The sequence below is a fragment of the Pseudarthrobacter naphthalenicus genome (assembly GCF_029076445.1).
GTDB lineage: Bacteria > Actinomycetota > Actinomycetes > Actinomycetales > Micrococcaceae > Arthrobacter > Arthrobacter naphthalenicus.
This window is the reverse complement of sequence record NZ_JARESG010000042.1, coordinates 1-12,178: the sequence shown is the minus strand read 5'-3', so window position 1 is coordinate 12,178 and position 12,178 is coordinate 1. Positions and strand designations below refer to the sequence as shown.

General features: G+C 62.9%; 12 protein-coding genes and 1 pseudogene. 8 read left to right on the top strand and 5 right to left on the bottom strand.

All coding sequences use genetic code 11. From position 1 onward, the window contains the following. Positions 1-367: 367 nt before the first annotated feature. The 6 genes from PY310_RS20635 to PY310_RS20610 all read left to right on the top strand — a co-directional run bounded on the left by PY310_RS20635 (position 368) and on the right by PY310_RS20610 (position 5,536). Complete coding sequence (locus tag PY310_RS20635; protein ID WP_275216482.1) at positions 368-1,450, top strand: tyrosine-type recombinase/integrase; 1,083 nt, start codon at positions 368-370, stop codon at positions 1,448-1,450. Continuing rightward, positions 1,444-1,782 carry a helix-turn-helix domain-containing protein gene (locus PY310_RS20630; protein ID WP_013603025.1) on the top strand — a complete coding sequence of 113 codons (339 nt, stop codon included), beginning with the start codon at positions 1,444-1,446 and terminating at the stop codon, positions 1,780-1,782. The genes PY310_RS20635 and PY310_RS20630 overlap by 7 nt, the downstream gene beginning before the upstream one ends. A 499-nt stretch (positions 1,783-2,281) precedes the next feature. Continuing rightward, positions 2,282-3,289, top strand: coding sequence for a recombinase XerD (locus PY310_RS20625; protein WP_275216481.1), 1,008 nt, complete (start codon positions 2,282-2,284; stop codon positions 3,287-3,289). Positions 3,290-3,699: 410 nt separating this feature from the next. Further along, positions 3,700-4,038, top strand: a complete 339-nt coding sequence (locus PY310_RS20620) for a hypothetical protein (protein WP_275216480.1) — start codon at positions 3,700-3,702, stop codon at positions 4,036-4,038. A gap of 311 nt (positions 4,039-4,349) precedes the next feature. Next, positions 4,350-4,730: a hypothetical protein gene (locus tag PY310_RS20615; protein WP_237429514.1), complete on the top strand. Its 381-nt coding sequence runs from the start codon at positions 4,350-4,352 to the stop codon at positions 4,728-4,730. 134 nt (positions 4,731-4,864) lie between these two features. Beyond that, positions 4,865-5,536, top strand: coding sequence for a hypothetical protein (locus tag PY310_RS20610; RefSeq protein ID WP_275216479.1), 672 nt, complete (start codon positions 4,865-4,867; stop codon positions 5,534-5,536). Positions 5,537-5,637: 101 nt separating this feature from the next. Here PY310_RS20610 and PY310_RS20605 read toward each other — a convergent pair whose 3' ends face one another. Beyond that, positions 5,638-6,234 carry a DNA-binding protein gene (locus PY310_RS20605; protein WP_275216478.1) on the bottom strand — a complete coding sequence of 199 codons (597 nt, stop codon included), beginning with the start codon at positions 6,232-6,234 and terminating at the stop codon, positions 5,638-5,640. A 321-nt stretch (positions 6,235-6,555) separates the two neighbouring features. Here PY310_RS20605 and PY310_RS20600 point away from each other — a divergent pair, with 321 nt between their 5' ends. Further along, positions 6,556-7,338: a helicase associated domain-containing protein gene (locus tag PY310_RS20600; RefSeq protein WP_275216476.1), complete on the top strand. Its 783-nt coding sequence runs from the start codon at positions 6,556-6,558 to the stop codon at positions 7,336-7,338. Here the strand turns inward: PY310_RS20600 and PY310_RS20595 are convergent. Genes PY310_RS20595 through mobC form a run of 3 tightly spaced genes read right to left on the bottom strand, consistent with a single transcriptional unit; the run spans position 7,313 to position 10,226 of the window. After that, a complete protein-coding gene (locus PY310_RS20595; RefSeq protein ID WP_275216474.1) occupies positions 7,313-8,257 on the bottom strand; it encodes a hypothetical protein in 945 nt (314 codons plus the stop codon). The genes PY310_RS20600 and PY310_RS20595 overlap by 26 nt on opposite strands. 17 nt (positions 8,258-8,274) lie before the next feature. Then, on the bottom strand, positions 8,275-9,834 hold the full coding sequence (locus tag PY310_RS20590) for a relaxase/mobilization nuclease domain-containing protein (RefSeq protein WP_275216472.1): 1,560 nt from the start codon (positions 9,832-9,834) through the stop codon (positions 8,275-8,277). Continuing rightward, a complete protein-coding gene (gene mobC, locus PY310_RS20585) occupies positions 9,834-10,226 on the bottom strand; it encodes a plasmid mobilization relaxosome protein MobC (RefSeq protein ID WP_275216470.1) in 393 nt (130 codons plus the stop codon). Before mobC ends, PY310_RS20590 begins: the two co-directional genes overlap by 1 nt. Before the next feature lie 692 nt (positions 10,227-10,918). Between mobC and PY310_RS20580 the strand changes: the two genes are divergently transcribed. Further along, the gene (locus PY310_RS20580) at positions 10,919-11,227 is read left to right on the top strand and encodes a hypothetical protein (RefSeq protein WP_275216468.1); all 309 of its coding nucleotides are present in this window, start codon (positions 10,919-10,921) and stop codon (positions 11,225-11,227) included. Between the two features lie 409 nt (positions 11,228-11,636). Here PY310_RS20580 and PY310_RS20575 read toward each other — a convergent pair. Continuing rightward, a pseudogene (locus PY310_RS20575) lies at positions 11,637-12,053 on the bottom strand (ParB/RepB/Spo0J family partition protein); the annotation flags it as partial. Positions 12,054-12,178: the final 125 nt, after the last annotated feature.

Sequence of the window (12,178 nt, the reverse complement as noted above, 5' to 3'; positions counted from 1 at the left end):
AACCGCGGGAGGCACCGCGACAGATGCACAGTTCGCCAAGTCAGGGCATACGCCCAAAACAGATAACCCGCTTACCCAGTTGTACTCTGCGTATTGCATCAGATGAATCAATCGTCCCGATCCCCCGCAGCCGCAAGAAGTTCTCACACTTCGTTGAGATTCCGCGGAAATTGCGGCCTGACAGCTGGGATGTGCCGCTGTTCAGGTGTCGTCTGACGGCTGCAACGCCGAACCTGGAAACGGTTGAGGTAGGCGTCTGACCTGCAGTTTTGTGCTAGTGATGCATTTAATGAATCATTGATTCAGGTAATGAATGCGTCTAAGGCCGATTTGGGGGCAAGTTATGGCAGTTGATGGATCCGGGCGCGTGCTACAGCTGAGTGCCGTTTCATTGCTGCATCCCGAGGAACAAACGCTGGAGGACATGTTCACGGGCTGGCGTAACCAGCAGCTCTCCCGGAACCTGCAGTTCGACACGATTGATAAGGGCATCGGGTGCGTCCGGCGGTTCGTGGACCATGTGAACGAGTTCCCGTGGAACTGGTTGCCGGAGCATGTGGAGGAGTATTTCGGGGATCTGCGCTCGATCCATCAGCTCAAGCACTCCACCATCCGTGGTTACCAGTCAACCCTCCGCCGCTTTTCGTCTTACGTGTCGAACCCGGACTATGGCTGGGACAGGGTCTGTGAGCAGCGTTTCGGGACGCACCCGTCCCAGGTCTTCTTTGACTGGAACACCGCCTCCCACTCGCAGGAGTACGAGGGACGCGCCTCCAAGCGGCCCTTCACCAAGGCCGAACTGCAGATGCTGTTCGATCACGCCGACGACCAGGTCGAACTCATGGCAGCCACGGGCAGAAAGGGTTGGAAAGCTGCCTACCGGGACGCTGTCATGCTGAAAGTGACCTACTCGTACGGGCTGAGGTTCAATGAGCTCAGGCACCTGCAAACCGTCGATTTCGCGACCAACCCGCAGGCGCGCAGGTTCGGGAAAGCAGGTGTCTGCAAGGTCCGTTTTGGCAAGTCCCGCAAGGGCTCCCCCTTCAAACCCCGCAGCGTCCTGACGGTCTTCGACTGGACTGGCGGTGTCATCGAGGACTGGCTCGCCAACGGGCGCGGCACGCTCGAAACACTGGACCTGTTTCCCAGCGAACGCGGCGGCCTGATCTGTGAATCGACCCTGCTGCGCCGGCTCCGGCGTTACCTGGCCGAGTTGGGATTGCCGATGGATGGCCTGGACCTGCATTCCCTGCGACGATCTTATGCGACGCATCTGCTGGAGGACGGGTGGGATCCTAGATTCGTGCAATATCAAATGGGCCACGAACACGCCTCCACCACCGGGATCTACCAGTTCGTCAGCGACGACTTCCGGAACTCCACCCTGCGGGCGGCGCTGGACCGCACCATGGATGAAGTCCTGGGCGTGCAGATGAGAGGCCAATGGTGAGACGCGAAGTCGAATACAAATGGCGCCTTTCTGAGCTCATGGCAGCACGGGGTCTCCACAACACCACCGATCTCATCCCGTTGCTAGCCGAGCGCGGCATTACCTTGTCCCGGCCCCAGGTCTACCGGCTCGTCAACCAGAAACCGGAACGGGTCGCACTGCAGGTTATCGCCGCGATCTGCGACATCTTCTCCTGTGGACCCGAGGACCTCATCACCGTCACCGCAGCCGATGCCCGAGCGCGCAAAACAGGCACCAGCGCCCCCAACGTCGTCGACCTGAACCGCACCGTCCGCCCGCGCCGGGCACGCATCATCGACGATGACCACTGACCAGCCCCACGGTCTCAGCCCACGAAGCACCAGCCGCGGCCGGCCACGCACCACCGGAACGGCAACCTGCGCACGCTGCGGTCGAACTGCCGGCCGAACACGCGCCACCTGGCCCGAAGGCCGAATCTGCGGCCCCTGCTTCACCACCGCCACCCGCACCCGCGGGACCTGCCCGGAATGCGGCCAGCACAGACTTCTACCCGGGCCACCGGACATCAGCGGAGGGCCCCGCTGCGCGCCCTGCGCCGGCATCCTCCATGACTTCCACTGCAGCCGCTGCAATGTTGAAGGTGAGTTCTACCGGCGCGGTATCTGCGCCCGCTGCGCCCTCCGGGACGACCTCAACGAACTACTGCTCACGCACCCTGCCGACCCGGAGACTGCCGGCAAAATCGTCGATGTCCTCTGCAAAGCAGACCGGCCCGAAAGCATCATCACGTGGAAGCGCTCCCTCAAAGTCCAAGCCCTCCTGACTTCTCTGTCATGCGGGGAAACTCCCTTGACGCACGAAGGACTCGCTGCCGCGGCTGAGTCAGCGAACCGCGAAGCCAGTCACCTGCGCGCCCTGTTCATTCATCATGGGCTCCTCCCCTACCAAGACCCGTATCTGGCCCGGTTCGAGACTTGGATTGAGAACAAGCTCCGCGACTTGCCCGAGGAGGTCACCAAACCCGTCGCACAGTTCGCCACCTGGCATCACCTCCGGCGCATCCGGTCCATGACAACACCGGAGAAGAGCGCTCAGGCCCCGGTGCACTCTGCCAAACAGGAGATCACGGAAACCGTCAAGTTCCTGGACTGGCTCTGGGATACCCACCAGCGGACCGCGGCGAACTGCACCCAGCAAGACATCGAAACCTGGCTCGCCACCGGCCCTACGACCAGAAAAGCCATCCGCACCTTCATCGTCTTCATCAAGAACACCGGAACAAATTACCGCGTGGAAATGGGCCACTACATAGCCAAAAGCCGCCCCGCGATTACCCAGAACCAGCGCGTGGCCTGGCTCCGAGAACTACTCACCGGCGCGAGCGAGTCCATCCCCTACAGAGTCGCCGGCATCCTGCTGCTTCTCTACGCCCAACCGCTCGTGCGGGTCGCTAAACTCCGGACCAATGCCGTCGAAATCAATGAAACCACGGGCAACATGCGGATCACCTTCGGCGCACGCCCAGTGCCCGTTCCCGAGCCCTTCGCCGCCTTGCTTCGAGAGCACCTTGAAAGCCGTCCGAACCTCAGAACAGGATCAGACACCCAAAGCCCTTGGCTCTTCCCCGGAACCCGAGCCGGACAACCCCTACACCCCAACGGCATCATGGACAGGCTCCGTAGCCTGGGCATCGACCTGCGTGGCGCACGAAACACTGCCTTGGACGAACACTTGTTAGTCTCACCGCCGCCACTGGTCGCCGACGCCCTCGGCTATAGCCACCAAGTCGCTTTCCTCCACGCCGACGCGGCAGGCGACGCCTGGTCCCGGTACGTCAACCTTCGCATCAAGCCCTGACCCTTGACCTAGGTTCATAGCCGAGGTTCTCAAAGCTACCCGGCCCAGCCAAGTGTCATTAGAAAGCAGCGATAGCGGCTTCCCATAGCCCTTTATCCTCACTGAAACTATGCTCACGTCATGGACACCGGCGGGTTTCAACTGGGCGAGATCTTCATAGCAACGAGTACAAGATCGCCTCGATTTATCGAGCCGCGATGACCAGCCTGCCCCGATCCCAGGGAGTCCGGCCCGGTGTCATCGGATTGATTTCTCTTATTGCGGTTTGTCTCGCCGGGATCGCATACGTGACGTCGCAACTGTTAGTCCGACCCAACGGATGGGCTGGGATTCCCTTCCTCATCCTGTTAACCATGGGAGTCGTCAGCTTTGTGCGAGGACTCGTGACGAGAATTAGGACCCTCACCGCGGTGAACAAGGGCGACTACGCAATTCAGAAAACTCTTTCACTGACCGAGGCCTTCGTTAACCTGCACGGAATGTCTCCCCAGGAGGCGCTTCACCGTTGCTTTGATGAGATGGATGCCGCGAACGGCTACGAGGGCCGCGTTATGGAAGCCAACCGATTGACTGCGCTCCTGAAGCGGACTTTTGCTCGTAGCCATGTTCGATGTTCGGTTTCCGTCGTAGAGAACAGCCTCAGAATCAGCTTCGAACTGGTGGAGGGCGGCGCAATCTGGGCAGATGGCGGAAGATTCGAACGTGAAATTCATCGGCTGGCCCGACGACTTCACTCACGGGCTCAGTAACTCGTCCGGGGACGGCGCCCGACAGAACCTACTTCTCACGACCGGCTGTCGGATACTTGGAAGCCGGCGTCAACGGACGAATACGCCCACATGCAATCCGCAGGGATGCCAGTAGTTTGCTTTAATGTTCAAGTAAGCGGCTATTTTCAGAATACACCTACCACTCCTGTTGCCCAAGCAGAACTGGTAAAGACCGGGGCCGCTGACGAGTACCGGGCGGCCTCCTCTCCAGTTTTGACCAGCCCACAGTTCCGCCTGTTTAGCGTTGCATTTTCGTTGCTTTAGTCTTGCAAGCCTGCGATGATTGAGAGATGGAAGCAACGACCCGGCATGACATTCATTTGGGGACCACCCGGATGAACATTCACGACCTTGTGCGCGAACTTAATGAGAATCTGGGGACGACGGTCGTTCAGACCATGGCTGGCGTGAAGGACCGCACGTCTCCGTTCCGTTGGGCGAAGCCTGACGGCCCGGAGCCGCGCCCGGAAGTCGAGTCCCGCCTGCGCCTGGGTCATCGGGTCTGGAAGACGCTTGAGCTCGCTGAAGGAAAGCATGTTGCGTTGGCCTGGTTGATGGGCGCGAACCCGCGCCTGGATGAGGAACTTCCTGTCCTTTACATCCAGCAGCTGCGTTCCCGTGAGGTTTTGGGGGCTGCCGAAGCCTTCGTGAATGACACTTTCGCCGCATGATCACGACCGCCAAGGTGCGCCGGTGCGACTTGACGGGGCTAACTCTTGTTAGGGCTGCCGGCGAGATTTCGTTCAGGGTGGCGAAGGACCGCTATGGTGCGTTGTCGGTCAGGAAGAATTCGATCGTTGGCCCGATGCCTATCGGAACGGCCGCGACCAGCGATTCCCGGGGACGGTACGACAGTATAGGCTCGACGATCTATCTCGCTGACTCCCGTCAGTGCGCCTATGCCGAGGTGTTGCTCGGCTTCCGGCAGCAGCGCGCGTCCGTGGCTAAGGCCGCGGAATCCATCGGGTGGACGGTCGAGGACTACATCACCAGTGTCCGGGTCCAGGCCGAGGAGAATGGGATTGACGTCCCCTGGGCCATATCCGTGGACTGGCAAATGGACCGTTCGATTTACGAAATTCGGCTCCCTGGTCAGGGGTGGTGGGTTCAGATAGACGACGCGGCCACCCTCCGCGCCCTTGAAGCCCTCGCACCAACCACGGCGGGGCTGACCGAACGCCTGCAGCTCCTCACGGCCGGCTCCTTCACCGGTGACGACCGTGACCTGACAACCCTGCTCGCCCACGTCATCCGCGGAACGGTGTTAGACGATGGCTCAGAACCACTGGGGATCAGCTACCCGTCAAAAACACTGACTGGAAGGTGCTGGGCCTACTGGGACCGGCGGGCTGACGAAGGCCTCTCCCCCAGCCGCAACGGCCTGCTGCAGCTGACCTCCGAAAATGTCGGACCGGACCCTGAATTCCACCGTGTAGCGGAACTGTACGGTCTACCGGTCCTCGGAGCTCGCCCGTGAAATCAAGGAAATCTTCCGAGCGCCCGCCCGACAGGCGCCCACCGTCCTCTGGCTGGCTGCAGGACTGCCGGCCGTTGGCAAAGGGGGGCCCGACTAAAGGATCAGGCGTCAGGTTCTCCGCCACTCTGAGGCTGCTCGGGGGTAATGCGCTGCAGCAGCGCGTCATGGGCTTCCTGGAGCGCGTCCGCGCGGGCCTGCGCGGCGGCCGCCCGGGTGGCTGCTGCCGCAGCTTCGGCCGTTGCTTCCCGGCCGGCTGAGCGGGCCTGCTCTAACTGCTCGGCATTGGTGGTTAGCTGGCGTTCCAGCTCCTCTATTTTGGCCACCAGCTCGGAGACAGCGGACTCCTTTTCGGCCGTCACTTTGTCGAGGTCGGCAACAAGCTCGGCGACCTCTTCATTCAGCTCCTTTTTCTCCCGGGCCCAGAGCTCGCCGGCGGCGGCGTGGCGCTCGTTCGCAAGGGTGGACGCTTCTGCCCAGACAGCCCCGGCCAGACGCGCCGCCTGCTCGAGGATGGCCGGCGGGGTCGCCGCGACCTGACCTCCTGCGGACTGCTTCTCCTCGGCCCATTCCTTCAGATAGCGGGTGGCGTCGGCGTTACTAACGCCCGCAGCAGATCGAACAGTGGACACGGTCGGGCGCCGCTCGGCGCTGATCTGCTCGGCAGCAGCAAAAACCCGGTCTCTAGCAGTCGAGCTCATACGAATTCCTCAAAAAGTAGTAGGAGTAGTAGCAAAACTACTCCTACTACTACTGGACTGCAATACCACGTCGCGGCCCCGCGGCGGCCCGGCCCATGTGGTGGGTAGGGCCGGAGGGCTGCGGAGGGATCCCGGGGGTCGCCCAAGCGTAGGGCGGTTGGCCGCGTCGACCATGGGCCTGAGGGCCGGCTTTCCACAATGAAGTAGGAGCAGTACACGAATACTACTGTCGAGTCGCAGAGACGCTACTCGGGCCTGACTGTGTCCGGGATGATTTTGTCCCTAGGCTGCTGTGAAGGGGGCAGAACGGTTGGGGTGACTGTGACTCAGGATGCAATGCAGCATTCACGGCGCTCTGCTCCGTACTGGGAGTGGGTGGAGATGTACCGGCGGGGCATCACGCCGTCGAAGATCGCCGAAGTATGCGGCGCTGCTGTGACAACTGTCCGCTATCACCTGCAGATCGCGGCGCAGAGAGATCCTGGTCTTCGCGGCGAGCATGCCGCTGCCATGCCCGTAAAGGTCCCGTCCGATGCGGCTTTGCAACGAATGCACGACCTGCTCTCGTTCTACCGGACGGAAGGGCGTCTGCCGACAGCCCAGGCGAAATCCTCCAGTGAGCAAGCCCTAGCCAGCTGGTTGTACCGTCGGCGGCGGGAATCAGCAGCGGGAACCCTGTCCCCCGCCTTCCGCGAAGGCCTGGGCCTCATCCCCGGCTGGGACCAGGCCTCGCCTCGCAAGGCTGAGGATGAGGCCCGGTGGCAGCGGCGGCTGAGGGAAGTAGCAGCGTTTCGTAAGGCCAGTGGTGAATTGCCGAGGCACCAAAAGACTCATGATGCTGTCGAGCGCACCCTCGGGGTGTGGCTGCACGGCCAGCGCATCAACTACAACCACGGCAAACTGGCACCGGAGAAGAAGTCGCAGCTGGATAAGGTCCTGCCGGGGTGGCGCGAGGGCCGGGCCGCGCGGCCGGCGGCCGCCGCCGTGATTCATAAGCGACGTGCCGGGCACACCGAGCGCCACCTGACAGGAGGTGGGGGCGGCCACCAAATGCCCGGATCCTCCGCATTCTTTCAACCTAACGACCAAGCCCCTTTTGCATGAGCTTCATGTGACCGATGAGCCCGCGCTTTTTACTGGCCTTTGATGTGGCACCTGGGGCTTTAGCGACTGCCGCGCTGGGCGGAGTACCCTGATCCTGGTCAGCACTGAGCCGTGCTTGTACAGCCTCACGATCGGCAACCCCTTCGAGGCTGGCCGCCAGTTCCTGTCGGCGCTCGGCTGAGTCGTATGTGGCTCCTGCTTCGTCACGCAACTGCTCGGGGCGCTGGTTGGCACGAGCAGCTGCCCAGTCTGTGATCAGCCGCCTCTCCATGTCTTCCTCCTCGGCCACGCTGTCCGCAAAATTATGCCGCTGTTCCCAGTTGTGTGCCTCGATGGGTTTGGTCTCCCGGAGCCAGGCCAGCGCTTCGTCCAAGTCCTCCTTTGAGGGCCGATCAACGGCCTCCGCGCGTTTCCTGTCTTCCCGGTCGGCCTCGGCCAGCAGCTGCACAGCCTGGGCGTTTTCGTCACGGCCGGCACGGCGTTCCTGTTCCGCCTGTTCGCGGTCCCGTTCAGCTTTGGCCAGGGCCTCCGCAACGGTTGCTTCATTGGCACCGAGGTTGTTCACGTCCAAGCCGTAGCGGCGCTGCACCTGGTCGCGTATCACTTCTGCCGCGTCGCGCGCAGCCGGGTCGTGGTCCTTCCACGCGGTGGCCGCCTCATGTGCCCTTTCTACGTCGCGGCCGCTGGCCGTGTCCCACCACCGGTTGTCCATGACCGGGGCGAGCTGTGCACGGGCAGCTGCCCGCTCCGCATCGAACCGGGCCTGCAGTTCGCGGGCCTGTTGTTCCTCGGCCGCTTGGGCCCGGCGCAGCTCTTGCTCACGTGCCCTGGCCAGCTGCTCACCGAGCCGACCGGCGACAGTCAGCGCAACCCGCGACATTCCCTCAAGAGCCTCATCAATGCCGTCAGATTCGCTCATGGTTCCCCTCCTTGGTGCTATCTCTCAACGTCTGGGCGGGTACTCCCGCTTCGGGTGCTCGCGTGGATGCGGGACTGCACGTAACTCGGCGGCAGCACGGAGCCCGCGGATCGACCGGCAACCTGGCCGGCTGTACTCGCGCGTACCGCGGCGGCAGCTTCGCTATCCGCTGTGGGCGTGGCCGCTGGGACGCTGGGTAGTGCAGCTGCGACCTGGCTCAGTTGGTGCTTCACCATGTGGCTGATCTGGCGTGCTCGGCGCAAATCATTTGAGGCCTTGTGCATGTCGTGGATGGCCTTGGCGACGTTGAGCAGCTGGCGCAGCATGATTGCCTGCGCGGCGGTTCCCGTGCCGCCCATCGAAGCTGCCATGAGCACGAGGGAGGCTCCGCGGGCAGATGGTCCTGCGCTGCGGATGGGGCGGACTGGGTAGCGCCGCAGTTGTGCTGTCTTGGACAGCTCGTCGGCTGCTGCTGCGAGTGGTCCTGGCGTTGCCTCGGTCGCCGCGGACCAGGCTGCGAAGGCACCGGATGTCTCGCGTGCAACGTGCGCCCAGGTCGCATGATCGTCCAGCGGGACGGAGCGCAGCGTTTCGCGGAGCCGGGCAACTTCGTCGCTGTACCGCTCCCACATTTGCGGGTCCGGTTCGTGGGCTTCGCGACCGATCGTGACCGGGCGGCGTCCACGTGCAGCTGCCTGCCATTCAGCGACCGCCTCGGCGGCACTTTGCGGGCTGTCAGGCCACTCGGCGCGGAGCTTGGGCAGGGCAAGGTCTTTGGCGAGATGACCGCCTCCGAACCACACAGGCCGGCCACCATTGTGGGGACGTTCTGCCACGCTGTAGCCGACCACGACGTCGTCACGTCCAGACGCGTACCGCGGCCTGACCAGGGCACCGGCACGGCGGAGGCGTCGAATGAATTCGGCCTCATCCTGGGCGGACGTCGCGCAGGCACGGACCTTGCGTTCCAGGGACCGGCGTTCCGGTTCTGGGGCGCCGCGCCGCTCGGAGGCTTCACGTTCACCCGGTCGCAGCCCGCGGGTGGAATGCGTGGGCGAAAGTTCTTCCAGGCCGTACTTTTTCTCAAGCTCGCGGGCGGCTTGTTGTGCCCGGGGGAAGTCCCGCCAACTGCTCCACTTGGTGCCGTCCTCGCGGACCATGGAGGCGGCGATGTGGATGTGGTCGTTTCCGGCTTTGCTGTGGCCGTGACGGATCGCGACCCACTGGGCCGGCGCCCGTCCGCTGGCTTCGGTGAACCCCATTTCGTCCATGAAGTCCTGAGCAATGTCAGCCCACTTCTGGTCGGTAAGGTCGCCTTCCTCGGCGCGCAGCGACAGGGAGCAGTGCCAGACGTGGCCGCCGGGAATCTCGACGCCCAGGACGCTTCTGGCCCGGTCCAGTTCCTTGGCGATGGCCTGGGCGGCGTCGGCGTTCAGTTCGTCGTCGTTGTGCCAGGCCATGATCGACGGTGAGCCCGCGACAAGGTGCGGGTCGGTGTGTTCGTTCGCCCGGCCTGGGCTGGCAAGGTATGCGATGAGCCCGTGCATGCGGGTGCCCTTGGTGATGTTGGGGATCATCAGCGAACCATCGAATCCAGCATCGTATTGATGCGGTCAGCGACCGCCCGTACCCGGGTCAACACAGTACGCGCTGCTTCCGGGAATTCGTCTGTAGCGTTCGCGTGCCGAGCGAGCTGGTTGACGTTGTTCGACAGGGCAGCAAGGTAGCGGCGGTCCGCGATGAATTCCACGGCCATCGCCCGCCGTTCAGCCAGCGACTCGGAGTTCTCCGCGTACAGGGCAGCGCTGACAAGGATCTCCGATGGGCTGCGCCCGGTCCGTTCCTCCAGGACCTTGAGCTGCGCGCGTTCGAACTCCGACATCGACACCCGCACGTACTGGGTATCGCCGTCAATGTTCGCGCGGCGGCGGCGGGAGAACCGGCGCGGCGACTTCCGCTCTTCAGTCATCCCGGCCCCTTCCCCCATGCCCAGCGCAGCGCCCTCGGAATCTCCGGGCCACACTGATGAGTGTGCCGCATCCAGGGCCGCAGGCCGTGGATCGACACGCGGGTTATGGCACATAACCGCCTAGCTTGCTCCGGAAAATCGCCTGCGCCCGCATTTGGCGCTTGGGGTGGTTCCTGGGCACTGCCCTGCAGGACGCTGCGCGTCTGACTTATTCAAAACGACTGCGTCGTTCCGTTTCGGCTGGTTGAGGCTACTGCCCGGTCCTTCCTTGGCAAGTCACCGCAGCCGGCTTTCGCGGCATATCCTCGCTCCGCTCCGGTATTCCACGGTCCGGCCGCTCCAACTGGCCAATTCCTTCACCGGCCAAGTTTCGGCAAGCGTGCCGAAAGGAACGCGGCATAGGGCAAGCGAAAGGTACAGTTTTGGCTCTCATCTCACCTACCAAAGTGGCCAGGCAATACGGGGTTTCCCCGATGCAGCTGCGGCAGTGGAGGCGGCGCGGCATCGGCCCCGAATACTTCCAGTTCACAGCACGAACCGTCAGCTACTCCGACGACTATCTGCGGGACTGGTTCAACGATCCCCGGAACGCCCATCTCCTGGCGCAAGATCCTCCGGTTACCTCGGACACGTCATGCCAGGATGGGCGCGTCCGCCGGAGCTGGCGTCGGGATGATCGTTAGGCTGGATCCATGGCTACCCTCGACATTGAACAGACACGAAACCAGGCCCGCGCGCTGCTGGACTCCCGCATTGAATCCGTCACTGCCCTGGTGAAGAGCCGCCAGCGAATCACCGAGTTGCGGGACCAGCTTGTTGCGGCCGAACGCGATGACAAGCGCGCCTACGTGCAGGCCACCCGGGATGGATGGAGCGCGGAGGAACTGAAGAAACTTGGCCTTGAACCATCTGCGGTAAAGCGCCGGCGGACGGCAAAGCGCTCCGCCGGATCCAAACAGGATGCCGCCCAGGAATCCGGCACATCCTTCAGCGAAGAGTGAGCTTAAAACCCACGCTGTTGTGAAACCCAAGCCGCCGCGCTGACACCCCTGAAAAGCCGCTGCACACAAAAAAGGACCGGAACATTCCGGTCCTTTTTTGTCCTTCGGCAAAAGGAAATCTTTCATTCACTCTAGCGCACCCATGAGGTGTGCATTGGTTAGGCACCCCGTGCGTGCCGGCGGCTTTTAATCCCGCCACCCGGACGACGCCGGGTACCCGTCACGTTGGTGTGCGCGGCACTCCTGGTGAGCTTCTGCCCATGCCGCGCCTAACGGCGGTTGCCGCCGGTGAGTGGCTGCCGTGGTTCGCCCAGGGCGGCGGACCGCCCGACGTTTGCGAGGTTCCCGGCCCTGTGATTGGCGGGGAAACCTTGCCGGGCGGTGGTGTTCCGCCCGGCAAGGTTTGGAGTTAGGCCGCTTGGGTTTCTTCCTCGGCTGGCTTGCCGCTGTCGATGATCAGCTGTTCAACAGTTGATGCCTTGTATCCCCAAAGAACCAGTTGGTTCAGGTAGTCCCTGTGAGTCTGGGAGGGGGACCGCCACGAGTCCTTCGCGATCGTGTTCTCATAGCCCGCGCAGATCAGTGCGATCAGGGAGAATTCGGGCCGTGCGGTGGATTTCGCCACGTGCGTGCGGAGCGGGTTCCACGCCCAGGTCTTCGGCTCGTCAACCTTCGCCCCGACCATTCCCGCGGCCACCTCGCCGTCGTAACCGCTGGCCGTTTCGGGGTGGTGGGTGATCGCGTGGACGGTGAAGTACTGCCAGCCCTTGGGTGGCTGCTTCTTCGACAGCAGGCCGGTCACGAATTCACGGCGTACCACCTGCGCTTCTCTGCACTTTGCAACCGCCGCGTACGCTCCGATCCCAACGATTAGTACGCGGTACTTCACCTGGTCGATTTATACGCCAGCGGAAGAGATGCTCACAACTGTCTTTGATGCCTTTTTGCAAA